Origin of the sequence: Mesorhizobium sp. M7A.F.Ca.US.010.02.1.1 (assembly GCF_004023085.1) — a bacterium.
Lineage (GTDB): Bacteria > Pseudomonadota > Alphaproteobacteria > Rhizobiales > Rhizobiaceae > Mesorhizobium.
The window spans coordinates 157475-173483 of record NZ_RZRV01000010.1; the positions used below are offsets into that span (position 1 = coordinate 157475).

14 protein-coding genes are annotated in these 16009 nt (G+C 64.8%); 9 read left to right on the top strand and 5 right to left on the bottom strand.

Translation table 11 applies throughout. The features are described 5' to 3' along the window. Positions 1 to 25 precede the first annotated feature (25 nt). From EOA19_RS13795 to EOA19_RS13835, 9 genes are all read left to right on the top strand, one after another. Positions 26 to 628 carry an ANTAR domain-containing response regulator gene (locus EOA19_RS13795; RefSeq protein ID WP_013530455.1) on the top strand — a complete coding sequence of 201 codons (603 nt, stop codon included), beginning with the start codon at positions 26 to 28 and terminating at the stop codon, positions 626 to 628. A gap of 2 nt (positions 629 to 630) precedes the next feature. Further along, complete coding sequence (locus EOA19_RS13800; protein ID WP_031212563.1) at positions 631 to 1869, top strand: CmpA/NrtA family ABC transporter substrate-binding protein; 1239 nt, start codon at positions 631 to 633, stop codon at positions 1867 to 1869. Between the two features lie 356 nt (positions 1870 to 2225). After that, complete coding sequence (locus tag EOA19_RS13805; RefSeq protein ID WP_023809419.1) at positions 2226 to 3542, top strand: CmpA/NrtA family ABC transporter substrate-binding protein; 1317 nt, start codon at positions 2226 to 2228, stop codon at positions 3540 to 3542. Positions 3543 to 3612: 70 nt separating this feature from the next. After that, on the top strand, positions 3613 to 4503 hold the full coding sequence (ntrB, locus tag EOA19_RS13810; protein WP_023809418.1) for a nitrate ABC transporter permease: 891 nt from the start codon (positions 3613 to 3615) through the stop codon (positions 4501 to 4503). A gap of 10 nt (positions 4504 to 4513) precedes the next feature. Further along, entirely contained in the window at positions 4514 to 5311 is a 798-nt protein-coding gene (locus tag EOA19_RS13815; RefSeq protein ID WP_023809417.1) for an ABC transporter ATP-binding protein, read from the top strand. A gap of 4 nt (positions 5312 to 5315) precedes the next feature. After that, positions 5316 to 7766, top strand: a complete 2451-nt coding sequence (gene nirB / locus EOA19_RS13820) for a nitrite reductase large subunit NirB (protein ID WP_023809416.1) — start codon at positions 5316 to 5318, stop codon at positions 7764 to 7766. A 62-nt stretch (positions 7767 to 7828) separates the two neighbouring features. After that, positions 7829 to 8158: a nitrite reductase small subunit NirD gene (gene nirD / locus EOA19_RS13825; protein ID WP_023809415.1), complete on the top strand. Its 330-nt coding sequence runs from the start codon at positions 7829 to 7831 to the stop codon at positions 8156 to 8158. A gap of 4 nt (positions 8159 to 8162) precedes the next feature. Beyond that, entirely contained in the window at positions 8163 to 11039 is a 2877-nt protein-coding gene (locus EOA19_RS13830; protein WP_128303921.1) for a nitrate reductase, read from the top strand. Between the two features lie 99 nt (positions 11040 to 11138). After that, positions 11139 to 11405: a BrnA antitoxin family protein gene (locus EOA19_RS13835; protein ID WP_023809413.1), complete on the top strand. Its 267-nt coding sequence runs from the start codon at positions 11139 to 11141 to the stop codon at positions 11403 to 11405. 17 nt (positions 11406 to 11422) lie between these two features. Here the strand turns inward: EOA19_RS13835 and EOA19_RS13840 are convergent, their stop codons facing one another. The 5 genes from EOA19_RS13840 to EOA19_RS13860 are packed head-to-tail and all read right to left on the bottom strand — an operon-like array spanning position 11423 to position 16005. Then, positions 11423 to 11779 (bottom strand): cupin domain-containing protein, encoded by a 357-nt coding sequence (locus tag EOA19_RS13840; RefSeq protein ID WP_023809412.1) that lies wholly within the window; start codon positions 11777 to 11779, stop codon positions 11423 to 11425. A 9-nt stretch (positions 11780 to 11788) separates the two neighbouring features. Continuing rightward, positions 11789 to 13171 (bottom strand): FAD-binding oxidoreductase, encoded by a 1383-nt coding sequence (locus EOA19_RS13845; RefSeq protein WP_128303922.1) that lies wholly within the window; start codon positions 13169 to 13171, stop codon positions 11789 to 11791. 29 nt (positions 13172 to 13200) lie between these two features. After that, a complete protein-coding gene (locus tag EOA19_RS13850; protein ID WP_128303923.1) occupies positions 13201 to 14310 on the bottom strand; it encodes an ABC transporter ATP-binding protein in 1110 nt (369 codons plus the stop codon). A gap of 1 nt (position 14311) precedes the next feature. Next, complete coding sequence (locus tag EOA19_RS13855; RefSeq protein WP_127267129.1) at positions 14312 to 15100, bottom strand: ABC transporter permease; 789 nt, start codon at positions 15098 to 15100, stop codon at positions 14312 to 14314. Then, entirely contained in the window at positions 15097 to 16005 is a 909-nt protein-coding gene (locus EOA19_RS13860; RefSeq protein WP_128303924.1) for an ABC transporter permease, read from the bottom strand. The genes EOA19_RS13855 and EOA19_RS13860 overlap by 4 nt, the downstream gene beginning before the upstream one ends. Between the last annotated feature and the right edge of the window lie 4 nt (positions 16006 to 16009).

Sequence of the window (16009 nt, forward strand, 5' to 3'; positions counted from 1 at the left end):
TCCTCCGCTTGGTCACAATGCAGGCATGGTTCGAACCGCACTCGCCGTCCTGGTGATCGACGAAAACCGCATCCGCGCCGCGATCATCGAGGCGGGGTTGCGCGAGGCCGGCCATGAGCGGGTCACCGTCATCCATGATGTGACCGGCATTGCGCGGCGGATCGCCGAGATCGAGCCCGATGTCATCGTCATCGATCTCGAAAACCCTAATCGCGACATGCTGGAAAACATGTTCCAGCTTTCGCGTGCCGTAAAACGGCCGATCGCCATGTTCGTCGACCGCTCGGACCAGGCCTCGATCGAGGCGGCGGTCGATGCCGGCGTTTCGGCCTATGTCGTCGACGGTCTGCGGCAAGAGCGCGTCAAACCCATTCTCGACATGGCGGTCAGCCGCTTCAACGCTTTTTCGCGCATGGCGCGCGAACTGGAAGAGGTTCGCGGCGAGCTCGAGAGCCGTAAGGTGATCGATCGTGCCAAGGGCATATTGATGAAGTCGCGCGGCCTCTCCGAAGAGGCCGCCTACACGCTGCTGCGCAAGACGGCGATGAACCAGAACCGCAAGATCGGCGACATCGCCCAGAGCCTGGTGACTGCCGCCGGGTTGCTGGGGCCGGCGGAGGACGAATGAGCATGGACGCCGCGCACCAGATCACCGCTGGCTTCATGCCGCTTTTCGACAGCGCCGTGCTGGTCGCGGCCGGTGAGCTTGGCTTTGCCGCACGAGAAGGCATCGACCTCACCCTGCACCGCGAGACGTCCTGGGCTAACATCCGCGACCGCATCGCCATCGGTCACTTCCATCTGGCGCATATGCTGGGACCGATGCCGCTCGCCTGCAATCTCGGGCTGACGCCGCTCGCTTCGGAAACCATCGTGCCGTTCTCGCTCGGACTCGGAGGCAATTGCGTCACCGTCTCCAACACTGTGTGGGCCGGAATGGTGGCGCACAGCGCCGAAGCCGATCTCGACCCCGCGCGCGCCGGTGCGGCGCTGCGCGCGCTCATTCGCGAGCGCGCTGCGGCCGGTGGCGACCCGCTGCGCTTCGCCGTGGTGCATCCGCATTCCGGGCACAATTACGAATTGCGCTATTGGCTCGCCGCCTGCGGCATCGATCCGACGCGCGAAATCGAGATCGTCATCGTGCCGCCGCCCTTCATGGCCGATGCACTGGCCGCCGGCCGCATCGACGGCTACTGCGTAGGCGAACCCTGGAACAGTGCTGCGGTTGCCGCCGGCACCGGGCATATCGTCACCGTCAAGGCGCGGATATGGCGTAACAGCCCGGAGAAGGTGATCGGCGTGCGCAAGGCCTGGGCAGACGAAAACCCCGAGGCCTTGGCGGCGCTGCTGCGCGCGCTGCATCACTCGGCACGCTGGTGCCAGGATCCGGCCAACCATGGCGAATTGGCTGCCGTCATGGCGCAGGCCGGCTTTCTCGGCCTGCCGCCGGCCGTGCAGATGCCGATCCTGACCGGCCATCTCCGACTGGGCGGCGGCGCGGAGCGGAGCATCGACGACTTCTTCCTCCCCTTCGACAAGGCGGCGAACTTTCCGTGGAAGAGCCATGCGCTGTGGTTCTACACGCAGATGGTGCGTTGGGGGCATGTGGCGCATACGCCTGAAAACCTCGCCATCGCGCGGGATTGCTATCGTCCCGATCTCTATCGTTCGGCGCTGAAGCCGCTCGGCATCGCACTTCCCGGCGCCAATTCGAAGGTCGAGGGCGCGCTCCAAGTTGCAACCGCGGTCGGCGCGACAGGCGCCGGCCTTGTGCTCGGTCCGGACGGTTTCTTCGACGGCCAGATCTTCGATCCGGACGAGGTCGACGCGTACATTACCGGCCAGAAATCGGCTCGCGCGGAAGCCTGATCATTTCCGCGTCATTCTTGTGCATTGCACAAAAATTGTGCGCGCGATTGCCCGAATGAGCAATCTTTGACCTTCCGGCCATAGGACCCGGCGCGTCCGCGATCGGCGCTGGTTACTGATTTAATTGATCTTTTTCGCCTCTCTCAAAACTGGCACGGTTCCTGCTTTGAAATAGACAGGCCCTTCGCGGGTCACGGAACAGGCGCCCAATGGCGGGCGCCACAGGCAAAGCTGCCGCTCAGGTTAATACGCGCTCCCGGTCACCCGGACGCGAAGACCTGGCTGGCGGCTTTTTTGTTTTGATCAACACACAATCGACGACGCGGATCCCAAGCCGCGCCCAACCGGAGACGACGATGACGAAACGGATCAGGACTGGAACGACCCTCAAAGACATGACGCGCCGCGATTTTCTGGTCAGCAGTGCAATGACGGCCGGCCTGTTCGTGGCGGCCCGCAAGCTCTTCCCTTCCGGCGCCTATGCTGCGACCGCCACTCCGGAGGTCACCGGCGCCAAGCTCGGCTTCATTGCCCTCACCGATGCGGCACCGCTGATGATCGCCAAGGAGAAGGGGCTGTTCGCCAAGTTCGGCATGCCCGATGTCGAGGTGCTCAAGCAGGCCTCCTGGGGCGCGACGCGCGACAATCTGATGCTCGGCGGCGCCGCCAACGGCATCGACGGTGCCCATATTCTGACGCCGCTGCCTTACCTCATGCACACCGGCAAGGTGACACAGAACAACCAGCCGATGCCGATGGCGATCGTGGCGCGGCTCAACTACGACTGCCAAGGCATTTCGGTCGCCCAGGAATATGCCGGCACCGGCGTCGGCCTCGATGCCTCGAAGCTGAAAGACGCCTTTGCCGCCAAGAAGGCGGCCGGCAAGGAAATCAAGGCCGCCATGACCTTCCCGGGCGGCACCCATGATCTCTGGCTGCGCTACTGGCTGGCCGCCGGCGGCATCGATCCCGACAAGGACGTTTCGACCATCGTCGTGCCGCCGCCGCAGATGGTGGCCAACATGAAGGTTGGCAACATGGACGTGTTCTGCGTCGGCGAGCCGTGGAACGAGCAGCTCGTCCATCAGGGCGTCGGCTTCACCGCCGCCACGACGGGCGAATTGTGGAAGGGCCATCCGGAAAAGGCGCTCGGCCTGCGTGCCGAATTCATCGAGAAATACCCGAACGCCACCAAGGCGATCCTGATGGCCGTCATGGAAGCCCAGCAATGGTGCGAGGCCAGCGACAACAAGGACGAGATGGCCGCCATCATCGGCAAGCGGCAATGGATGAACGTGCCTGTCGCCGACATCATCGGCCGCCTCAAGGGCGACATCAACTACGGCAATGGCCGCGTCGCCAACGGCACCGATCTCTACATGAAGTTCTGGAAAGGTGGCGTCTCCTATCCGTTCAAGAGCCATGATGCGTGGTTCCTCGCCGAGAACATCCGCTGGGGCAAATTCGCGCCGACCACCGACATCAAGGCGCTGGTCGATCAGGTCAACCGCGAGGATCTGTGGCGCGAGGCGGCCAAGGATCTCGGCGTCGCGGCAGCCGACGTTCCGGCGTCGTCGTCGCGCGGCGTCGAGACCTTCTTCGACGGCAAGATCTTCGATCCGGCCAACCCGTCGGCCTATCTCGACAGCCTGAAGATCAAGGCATCGGCTTGAACCTCTGCGCAAACGGCGCATTGCGCCGTTTGTCGCTCGAATTATCTGCCCCACGGAGTTTTCCCCAGACATGTCGATCCAGACTATCGAGGACACCAAGGTGAAGGCCTTTCCTGCGAAGCCGGCGGAGGTCATCGCCTTCACCGCAAAGGCACGACGTCGCTTCGATCCGCTGGCGATTGCCGGCAAACTGGCGAGCGCGCTGCTACCGCCGATCGTAGTCATCGCCGTCATGCTGGTCGTCTGGCAGATCGCCTGTTCGTCGCCCACATCAAGCCTGCCGCCGCCGACCCAGGTGTGGAACGAGGCCTACGATTTGATCGCGCATCCGTTCTTCGACAATGGCCCGCAGGATATCGGCCTGGCATGGCGCGTGCTGATCTCGCTGCAGCGTGTCGCCATCGGTTTCGGCCTGGCGGCGGTGGTCGGCGTCGCGCTCGGCGCGCTGGTCGGCCAGTCGATCTGGGCGATGCGCGGCCTCGACCCGGTGTTCCAGATCCTGCGCACGGTGCCGCCGCTGGCCTGGCTGCCGCTGTCGCTGGCGGCGTTCCGCGATTCCAGCCCGTCGGCGATCTTCGTCATCTTCATCACGTCGATCTGGCCAATCATCATCAACACCGCCGTCGGCGTGCGCAACATCCCCGAGGATTACCGCAACGTCTCGCGCATCCTGCGGCTCAACCAGTTCGAATTCTTCGTCAAGATCATGGTACCGGCCGCCGCGCCCTACATCTTCACCGGCCTGAGGATCGGCATCGGCCTGTCCTGGCTCGCCATCGTCGCCGCCGAAATGCTGACCGGCGGCGTCGGCATCGGCTTCTTCATCTGGGACGCGTGGAACTCGTCGCGGCTGCCCGACATCATCGTGGCGCTCGCCTATATCGGCGTCACCGGCTTCTGCCTCGACCGTCTGGTCGCGGCGGTCGGCGCCTTCGTCACCCGCGGCACAACGGCAAAGTGAGGAGAGGGCGATGACGGCCTATCTGAAGCTCGACCATATCGACAAATCCTTCTCGCGTGGTGCCCAGGTCAGCGAGGTGTTGAAGGACATCAGGCTGACCATCGACAAGGGCGAATTCGTCTCCATCATCGGCCATTCCGGCTGCGGCAAGTCGACCCTGCTCAATCTGATCGCCGGGCTGACCAAGGTGTCCGCCGGCGCCGTGCTGCTCGAGGACAAGGAGGTCGACAGCCCCGGTCCCGAACGCGCCGTGGTGTTCCAGAACCACTCGCTGCTGCCGTGGCTGACCGTCTATGAAAACATCAACCTGGCGGTGTCGAAGGTTTTCGGTCGCTCGAAAAGCAAGGCCGAGCGGCATGACTGGATCATGCGCAATCTCGACCTCGTGCAGATGGCGCATGCCAAGGACAAGCGCCCGGCCGAGATATCGGGCGGCATGAAGCAGCGCGTCGGCATCGCCCGGGCGCTGGCCATGGAGCCGAAGATCCTGCTGCTCGACGAGCCGTTCGGCGCGCTCGACGCGCTGACGCGCGCGCATCTGCAGGACGCGGTGATGGACATCCATTCCAGGCTCGGCTCGACGACGATCATGATCACCCATGATGTCGACGAGGCGGTGCTGCTGTCCGACCGCATCGTCATGATGACCAATGGCCCGGCGGCAACCATCGGCGAAGTGCTTGCCGTGCCGCTGGCGCGGCCGCGCCGGCGCGTCGAACTCTCTTCCGACCGGACCTTCCTGCGCTGCCGCGAGGCGGTGCTGAAGTTCCTCTACGAACGCCACCGCTTCGTCGAAGCCGCGGAGTAGCACCATGAGCGAAAGACTTGTCATCATCGGCAATGGCATGGCCCCGGGGCGCATGCTGGAGCACCTGCTGGAACAGGCTCCGGGCCGCTACACCGTCACCATCTTCAACGCCGAGCCGCGCGTTAATTACGACCGCATCATGCTGTCGCCGGTGCTGTCGGGCGAGAAAGCCTATGAGGAGATCATCATCCACGGCGACGGCTGGTACATCGCCAACAACATCACCCTCTACAAGGGCCACAAGATCGTCGCCATCGACCGAGCGGCGAAGACCGTCACCTCCGATCATGGCGTCACCGAACCCTATGACAAGCTCGTCATCGCCACCGGCTCGGTGCCGTTCATCATTCCGGTGCCCGGCCATGACCTGCCGGGCGTGCTGACCTATCGCGATCTCGACGACGTGCAGGCGATGATGCTTGCCGCCCAGTCGCGGGCCAAGGCGGTGGTCATCGGCGGCGGCCTGCTCGGGCTGGAGGCGGCAGCAGGGCTGAACGCGCAAGGCATGGACGTCACCGTGCTGCATGTCATGCCGACGCTGATGGAGCGCCAGCTCGATCCCGCGGCCGGCTATCTCTTGCAGCGTGCGGTGGAACAGCGCGGCATCAAGGTCATCACCAAGGCCAACACACAGGCGATCACAGGCAACGGCAAGGTCGGGCAGGTGGAGCTCGCTGACGGCACCATTATCCCAGCAACGCTTGTGGTGATGGCCGTCGGCATCAGGCCGAATTCGGCGCTGGCGAAACAGGCCGGCATCGCCGTCAACAGGGGCATCGTCGTCGACGCCGGCATGCGCAGCAACGATCCCGACATCTACGCGCTCGGCGAATGTGCCGAGGTCAACGGCCAAGTCTACGGCCTCGTCGCACCGCTCTACGAGATGGCGCGCGTGACCGCCAGCCAGCTTGCCGGCGACGCGGCGGCGGCCTTCGTCCATATGGACACGCCGACCAAGCTCAAGGTCACCGGCATCGAGCTGTTCTCGCTCGGCGACTTCGCCGAGGGCGAGGATCGCCAGGAGATCGTGCTGCGCGACGCCGCCGCAGGCGTCTACAAGCGCCTGGTGCTGAAGGATGACCGCATCATCGGCACCGTGCTCTATGGCGAGACGGCTGACGGCGCCTGGTTCAACGACCTCAAGAAGAAGCAGACCGACATTTCCGAAATGCGCGACACGCTCATCTTCGGCCAGTCCTACCAGGGGGGTGCCCCGCTGGACCCTATGGCGGCCGTTGCAGCCTTGCCGGATGATGCGGAAATCTGCGGCTGCAACGGCGTTTGCAAGGGAAAGATCACCGGCGCGATCACGGCCAAGGGCCTGACCTCGCTTGACGACGTGCGCGCCCACACCAAGGCGTCGGCCTCCTGCGGCTCCTGCACCGGGCTGGTTGAAAAGCTGATGGTGCTGACCCTCGGCGACACGTACAACCCCGCCGCCGTGCAGCCGATGTGCTCCTGCACCACCCTCGGCCATGACGAGGTGCGCCGGCTGATCAAGGCCAAGAGCCTGAAGACCATTCCCGCCGTCATGCAGGAACTGGAATGGACGACCTCCTGCGGCTGCGCCAAATGCCGGCCGGCGCTCAACTACTACCTCGTCTGCGACTGGCCGGATGACTACGCCGACGATTACCAGTCGCGCTTCATCAACGAGCGCGTCCACGCCAACATCCAGAAGGATGGGACCTATTCGGTGGTGCCGCGCATGTGGGGTGGGGTGACCAATGCCGCCGAACTGCGCGCCATCGCCGACGTCGTCGACAAGTTCGAAATTCCGATGGTCAAGGTCACCGGCGGCCAGCGCATCGACATGCTCGGCATCCGCAAGGAGGACCTGCCGGCAGTGTGGGCCGATCTCGGTCAGGCCGGCTTCGTCTCCGGCCACGCCTATGCCAAGGGGTTGCGCACGGTGAAGACCTGCGTCGGCTCAGACTGGTGCCGGTTCGGCACGCAGGATTCTACGGGCTTCGGCGTCCGCATCGAAAAATTCATGTGGGGCTCGTGGACGCCGGCCAAGGTCAAGATGGCGGTGTCGGGCTGTCCGCGCAACTGCGCCGAGGCGACCTGCAAGGATGTCGGCGTGATCTGCGTCGACAGTGGTTATGAGATCCATTTTGCCGGGGCGGCCGGCCTCGACATCAAGGGCACCGAGGTGCTCGGCCTGGTCAGGACCGAGGACGAGGCGCTGGAGCATATCGTGGCGCTGACGCAGATGTATCGCGAGCAGGGCCGCTATCTCGAGCGCATCTACAAATGGGCCAAGCGCATCGGCATCCCCGAGATCAAGCGTCAGATCATGGACGATGGCGACAAGCGCAAGGCCTATTACGACCGTTTCGTCTTCAGCCAGAAATTCGCCCAGGTCGACCCGTGGTCGGAACGCGTTTCCGGCAAGGACAAGCACGAATTCCGGCCGATGGCCTCGGTCGGGTTTGCGCAGGCGGCGGAGTGAGCGTGTTCCCGAAAAGTGGAAACCGGTTTTCGGTCAAGAACACGCGCAAAGAGGAAATCTAGATGAACTGGGTAGCAATCGGCTCCATCTCCGACATCCCTCGCCGCGGCGCGCGCTGCGTCGCAACGCCCGAGGGAAAAATCGCCGTATTCCGCACCCTGGACGATCAGGTCTATGCCATCGACGACCATTGCCCGCACAGAGGCGGACCGCTCAGCCAGGGCATCGTGCACGGTGCGGCGGTGACCTGTCCCTTGCACAATTGGGTGATTTCGTTGGAGACGGGCAAGGCGCTCGGCGCCGACGAGGGCGCGGTGCGCACCATTCCGGTGCGGGTCGAAGGCGAGCGTCTGTTCATTGCGCTGGAAGCGCTGGCCAGCCGCGCGGCCTGAACCCATGGAGATCGACGAAGCGCGCGAGGTGAGGACCACCTGCCCCTATTGCGGGGTGGGCTGCGGCGTGCTGGCGAAGGCCACCGCGGACGGGCAGGTGTCCGTCCGCGGCGACCCCGACCACCCGGCCAATTTCGGCCGGCTCTGCTCCAAGGGCTCGGCACTCGCCGAGACCATCGACCTCGACGGCAGGCTGCTGCATCCGGAGGTCCACGGCCGCCGCGCCGGCTGGGACGAGGCGCTCGACCTTGTCGCCTCGACCTTCTCGCAAACCATCGCCGAGCATGGCCCGGATGCGGTCGCCTTCTATGTTTCGGGCCAGTTGCTGACCGAGGACTATTACGTCGCCAACAAGCTGATGAAGGGTTTTGTCGGCTCGGCCAACATCGACACCAATTCGCGCCTGTGCATGGCCTCCTCGGTCGCCGGCCACCGCCGCGCTTTCGGCTCCGACACCGTGCCGGGAACCTATGAGGATCTGGAATTGGCCGACCTGATCGTGCTGGTCGGCTCCAATCTCGCCTGGTGCCATCCGGTGCTCTACCAGCGCATCGCGGCTGCCCGGGAAAAGCGGCCGGAGATGAAGATCGTCCTGGTCGATCCGCGGCGCACCATGACCGCTGACATCGCCGACATGCATCTGGCGATCGCGCCGGATGGCGACGTCGCTTTGTTCACCGGGCTGCTCGCTTATCTCGGCCAGCACAATGCGCTCGACCGCGCCTACATCACGACGCACACGACCGGCTTCGGGCAAGCGCTTTTCGCGGCCTCCGCGCTCGACCTGGCCGGCGTCGCTGCCGGCACGGGCCTGAGCGAGGACGAGCTTGGCCGTTTCTACAGCCTGTTTGCGGCAACGGCGAAAACGGTGACGGTTTACAGCCAGGGTGTGAACCAGTCGTCATCCGGCACCGACAAGGTCAACGCCATCATCAACTGCCATCTCGCCACCGGCCGCATCGGCAAACCCGGAGCAGGGCCGTTTTCGGTGACCGGCCAGCCCAACGCCATGGGCGGCCGCGAGGTCGGCGGCATGGCCAACATGCTCGCCGCGCATATGGAAATCGAAAACCCCGACCATCGCGACCGCGTGCAGCGCTTCTGGAACGCGCCGGCCATTGCCGGAAAGCCCGGCCTGAAGGCAGTCGAGATGTTCCAGGCGCTGGCCGACGGGCGGATCAAGGCGCTGTGGATCATGGCCACCAACCCGGTCGATTCGATGCCGGACGCCGATGCCGTCGAGGCGGCGATCAAGGCGTGCCCGTTCGTGGTGGTGTCGGACGTGCTGGCCCAGACCGACACCGTCCGCCACGCCCATGTCCGGCTGCCCGCCGCCGCCTGGGGCGAGAAGGATGGCACCGTCACCAATTCAGAGCGCCGTGTGTCGCGCCAGCGCGCGTTTTTGCCCGTGCCCGGCGAGGCAAGGCCCGACTGGCGGATTGTCGCTGAGGTCGGCAAGCGGATGGGGTTTGGCGAGGCGTTTTCCTATGCGACGCCAGGGGAGGTGTTTGCCGAGCATGCCGCGCTGTCAGGATTCGAGAATGATGGCGCGCGGGATTTCGATATTGGTGCTTATGCCGGGGTTGATGCGGAGGAGTATGAGGCGCTGGAGCCGTTCCAATGGCCGGCGCCGAGCCCAGCCACCCCCCTCTGGCCTGCCGGCCATCTCCCCCGCAAGGGGGGAGATCGGCTGCCACCACGGCCTTCGCCAATTACAAACAATGCAGGAGATATGCGAGCATCAAAGCTGCCAATCTCCCTCCTTGCGGGGGAGATGTCCGGCAGGACAGAGGGGGGTGGCTGGGCTCGACATCAGTCGGACGAGCATCTTCGGGCCGGGCAGAGGCTGGAAGGTAACACCACCCGCTTCTTCGCCGACGGCAATTTCTACACGCCCGACCGCAAAGCGCGCTTCATCGCCATCCGCCCCACCACGGAAGTCCGCACCAGCCCGGACTATCCGCTGATCCTCAATACCGGCCGTATCCGCGACCATTGGCACACCATGACGCGAACCGGCAAAAGCCCGCGTTTGTCGCAGCACATCGCCGAGCCCTTCGTAGAAATCCACCCGGCGGATGCGCAGCGCTTCGGCATCGGCGACGCCGACATCGCGCGGGTTTCCAGCCCGCGCGGCGACGTGCTGGTGCGCGCGCTGGTGACGGCGCGCCAGCGCCAGGGCAGCCTGTTTGCGCCGATGCACTGGACCGATCAGTTTGCGGCAAGGGGCCGGCTCGACACGCTGACCGCGCCGCTGACCGATCCCATTTCCGGCCAGCCGGCGCTGAAACATGTCGCCGCCCGCATCGAGAAATTCGCCGCAAAGGCCTTTGGCTTTGCGGTGACGCGGCGCAGGCCTGAGCCTGATACCGCGGCCTACTGGGCCGTGGCCAAATGCAAGGGCGGCTGGCGGGTCGAGCTTGCCTTTGCCGAAGACGACATCGATTGGGCTGGCTTTGCCGGGTCACTGTTCGGCGTGTCACCGGGTGCGGAAATGCTCGCCTATCATGACCGCGACGCCGGCCAGCATCGCATCGCCGCCTTCGACGGCGATCAACTGTCAGCCGCCTTGTTCGTCGCACCCGGCCCGGTCGCCGTGTCGCGCGGCTGGGCGGCGGAACAGTTGAGTGCCGATCATGTCGACCGGCGCGGCAGGTTGGCGATCGTAGCCGGACGACCGGGCGGGATCGACGTCGACCGCGGCGCCATCGTCTGCTCCTGTTTCGGCGTCGGCGCCAACCAGATCGCGGAAGCGGTGCGCGGCGGCTGCGGCAGCGTTGCGGCGATCGGCACGGCCCTGCATGCCGGCACGAATTGCGGCTCCTGCCGCGCCGAGATCAGGGTCATCATCGACGCGCAGAGTCTTCAAGCAGCCGAGTGATTGTCCCGACCAAAGGGGCCTGCGCGACGGCGCTGGTTGGGCTATGGTGGCGCAAGCGTGCCACGTCGTGCACGAATCGTCTTCAGTCAGGGTCATCCGATGGCAAATCCCCCGCGTCGACCGACAAATCCGATGACGGCCGCCGAGGCGGCTTTCAAGCCGGTGAAGAAGCCGGCCGCGCCGGTTCGTGAGCCCTCCGCCGCTCCAGGCGTCAGGGAGCTTGTTTCGATCCGGATCGATCGCGCCGTGCTGGACCACTTCCAGGAGGATGGGCCGGGCTGGCAGGACCGCATCAACGACGCCTTGCGGCAGGCGATAGAAGGCAAGCCTGTTGTTGCCGAGGATGATCGTTCAGACGACGAGTAGCGGCTGTTCCAGTCAGCTCACGCCTCGAAGTGCAGGATATAGAGCTTGCGCGTCTTCTCGTGGATCGTCCATTCGCCTTTCCAGCCTTTCGGCAGCACCAGCATTTCGCCCGGACCGACGTCCTCGCTGCGGCCATCGGGACCATGCAGCGAGACCCGACCTGACACGATGTGGCAGGTTTCGGAATTGCTCTCGCGCGATGCGGTGAAGCGGCCCGGCGTGCACTCCCAGACGCCGACTTCCAGTGTGCCGTCAGGCGAGGTCCACAGCGTCTTCGCTGCTTCGAGCTGATCGCCGCTGATCGAGGTCGGCTTGGGCTCAGGCTCGCCGAGGTCGATGGAAGCGAGATGGGCGAAGGTCTGGAAGTCGGTCATGGCGGTCTCTCAATGTCCTGTGATGCGGTCGGCGATTGCGGCCAGTTTCGACGTATGCTGGAGGCCGGCTTCCTCGCGCTCGTCGGCGACGCGATAGAGCTGATACATCGAGTGGACGCCGAGCCAGCGCATCGGCTCGGGCTCCCATTTGCTCACCTGGCGGTTGACCCAGGGCAGGCGGGTCAGTTCGGTGTCGCGGCGCAGGATAAGGTCGCGCAGCGTGCGGCCCGAAAGGTTGGAACTTGAGACGCCGAGCCCGACATAGCCGCCGGCCCAGCCGATGCCGGTTTCAGGGTCGAGGCCTGATGTCGTGCACCAGTCGCGCGGCACGCCCAGAACGCCGCACCAGGCGTGGTCGATGCGAAGCCCGGCTGTCTGCGGCAGAAGCCGGGTGAGGATCGCGTGCAGGCTTTCGATCGTGGCCTGCTGCGTCTGGCCGCGCACATCCGTTTGCGAGCCGTAACGATAGGGCACGCCGCGCCCGCCCATGGTGATGCGGCCTTCCCGGGTGCGCTGCGCATAGCAATAGGCGTGCGCGGCGTCACCGAGAAGCTCATGGCCCTCCCAGCCGATCTCGTCCCATAGCGATTGCGGCAGCGGCTCGGTGATGATCTGCGCGCTGTTGAGCGGCAGCCAGAGCCGCTCATTGCCTGATATGCCGGCCGTGAACCCTTCCGTGGCGCGGATGATGATCGGCGCGCGCACGGTGCCGCGGTTCGTCGTGACCTTGCCCTTCTCGATGCCGGTCACGGTGGTCTGCTCGTAGATCGGCACGCCAAGCCGCTCGACGGCTTCGGAGAGCCCACGCACCAGCTTGGCCGGCTGCACGCGCGCGGTGCCGTGGTGGACATAGCCGCCAAGCACATTTTTGATGTTGATGCGGGCCTTGGCCTCTGCCTGGCCAATCAGGCTGACGCGGTCCTGCGGCACGCTCCAGCCGATCGCATCGGCATAGGCGGCCTTGATCCGTTCGAGCTGCGGCGGGTTGGTGGCGACCGTCAGATTGTCGACGCGGCGGATGTCGGCATCGATGCCTTCGGCCTCGGTCACCGCGATCACTTCGTCGACCGTGCCATGCATGGCGGTTTCCATGTCGATGACGGCGCCGCGCGTCGAGGTCCGCAGATATTTCTCGCGCGACCAGCTGAAGCCGCCGGACAGCCAGCCGCCATTGCGGCCCGACGCGCCGAAGCCGGCGAACTCCCTTTCGACGATGGCCATGCGGATCGAAGGATCGGCCTTCTTCAGATAGTAAGCTGTCCACAAGCCGGTGTAGCCGGCGCCGACGATGCAGACATCGGCTTCGAGGTCACCCGGGAGCGGCGCGCGATAGGCCGGCAGCCCGATGTCGGCATACCAGAACGAGACGTTGCCGTTGACTTTGGCGTCCATGTCTAAAAATCCTGCGGGGAAAAGAGCGATCAGGTCATCGTCATGTCGGCGCGATCGTCGTCGGCAAGAAGTTTTGCATCGACTACCGACCAGCGCAGATCGACCGTGTCACCAATCGAGAACGGTGTGGCTTCCAGCGACGAGCGCACGATGGCGACCGAGCCATCGCGAAGCGTCACCTGGTATTTCGAACCCGACCCCAGATAGATCGCCTCGCTGACCTCACCGGTGAGGCTGTTCTGCCCGGCGGCGGGAGGCGTGTTGGTGCCGGCAAGCGAGAGCTTTTCCGGCCGCAGCAGGACCACCGGTTTGCCTCCGCCGGCAAGCTTGCCGTTGGCCACGATCTTCTGGCCGGCGATCGTCAGGCTGGTCTCGTTTCCTGACGTCTGGGCGGTGCCACGCAAACTGGTCGATTCGCCGATGAACTTGGCCACGAACAAGGTCGTCGGCTCGTCATAGAGCTGGCGGCCGGTTCCGACCTGTTCGATGCGCCCCTGGTTGAACACGGCGATGCGGTCGGACAGAACCAGCGCTTCTTCCTGGTCGTGCGTCACATAGACGAAGGTGGTGCCGAGTTCGCGGTGGATGCGCTTGATCTCCAGCTGCAGCCATTCGCGCAGTTTCTTGTCGAGCGCGCCGAGCGGCTCGTCCATCAAAAGCAGCGGCGGATCGAAGACGATGGCGCGCGCCAGCGCCACGCGCTGCTGCTGGCCGCCGGAAAGTTCGGAGGGATAGCGATGCGCGAAACCGGCCATCTTGACCATGTCCAGTGCTCGTACGACGAGACGGTCGCGCGCCTGCTTGTCCATGCCGCGCAAGGTGAGGGGATAGGCGACGTTCTTGCCGACCGTCATGTGCGGGAACAGCGCGTAGTGCTGGAACACGACGCCGATGTTGCGCTTGTGCGCCGGCAGGGCGACGATGCTGTTGCCGCCGACGGCAAGATCGCCTGCGGTGAGGTCGGTGAAGCCCGCAACGACGTTGAGCGTGGTCGTCTTGCCCGAGCCGCTGGGCCCCAGCAGCGTCATGAACTCGCCGGGCTCGATATGCAGGCTGACATCGTCGAGCGCGGTGAAATTGCCGTAGCGCTTGGTTGCGCCCTTGATGTCGATGGCCGCGCCACGTTCCCTCGCAGTCATCTCAACTCCTCGTCGATTTCGAGCTGATGATCAGCCCGGCGCTGATGATCAGCGTCGTGGCAATGAAGATGATGGTTCCGACGGCCGTCACCGTCGGGTCGGCGTCGCGGGTGATGCTGGTGAAGATCTGCACCGGCAAGGTCTTGAGGTAGGGACTGGTGATGAACAGCGCGACGATGATTTCATCGAAGGAGGTGACGAAGGCAAACAAAAGCCCGGACAGGATACCGGGCGCGATCAGCGGCAAGGTCACGGTGCGGAATGTGGTGAAGCGGTTGGCGCCGAGGCTGGCCGCCGCCGTTTCCAGCCGCACGTCGAAGACTTCGAGGCTTGCCGATACGGCGATGATGACGAAGGGGATCGCCAGCATCGTGTGCGCGATGACGAAGCCGGTGGTGGTGCCGACAAGCTGGTAGTCGAGGTAAACGGCATAGATGCCGATCGCCAGCACCACGCCGGGCACGATCATCGGCGTGATCAGGATGGCGCGCAGCAGGCCGGCGCCGGAATGTTTCATGCGGCTGAGGCCAAGCGACGCCAGCGTGCCGATCAGCGTGGCGGCAACGGCGACGAGGCCCGCGACCCTGAGCGAATTGAAGAAGCTCGACAGCCAATCGGGATTGGTGAAGAAATTCGCGTACCACTGCCACGAGAAGCCGGAGGGCGGGAAGGCAAGCGACTTCTTCTCGTTGAACGACATCGGGATGATGACCAGCGTCGGCATCACCAGCCAGACGGCTACCAGCAGGCAGAACAGGCCGAGCAGAATCCGGAACGGTGCCAGTCTCATGACCTGGACGCCTGCTTGTGGCGCTGGCGCATCAGCGGTGCGGCGAGCGCCAGAAGCACGAAGGTCGCGACCAGTAGGACGACCCCCATGGCGCCGCCGCGTCCCCAGTTGAGCAGGCTGAGCACCTGGCTCTGCACCAGCGTCGACAGCATGGTGCTGCGCGGTCCGCCGAGCAGGGCCGGTGTGATGTAGAAGCCGAGCGACAGGATGAAGACGATGATGGCGCCGGCAAAGACGCCGGGCAGCGACAACGGCAGATAGATTTCCAGGAAGGCGCGTGCCGGGCGCGCACCAAGGCTGCGCGCCGCCTGCACGAGGCGCAAATCGATGCCGCGCATGACCGAGTAGAGCGGCAGGATCATGAACGGCAGCAACACCTGCGCCATGCCGATGACGACTCCGGTCTGCGTGCGGATCAGCTTCACGCCGTCAAAGCCGAGCAGCCTGATCACCGAATTGATGATGCCGGAATCTTGCAGCAGGATGACCCAGGCCAAGGTGCGCACCACGCCGCTGACCCAGAACGGCACCAAAACGCACAAGATGAGGACGAGTCGCAGGCGCGGCTCGACGGCCGTCATGAGATAGGCGTAGGGGTAGGCCGCGATGACGCAGACGATGGTGACCCAGGCGGCGATGGAAAAGGTGCGCCACAGGACGGTGACGTTCACCGGCGTGGAGAAGAACCAGACGTAGTTCTGCAGGCCCCAGGCCGGGTCCGAAAAACTGCGCAGCGTGACGGTCAGCAAGGGATAGCCCATAGCCGCGATAAGCAGGAGCAGGGCCGGCATCGCCAGCAGGGACGGATAGGCGGCAAGGCGCCGGCGCCGCTGCGGCCCCTGCACGGCACCTGACGGCCGGGAATGATCACCCCCGGCCGTCGGCGTATGCGATGTCTGGCTCACGCCG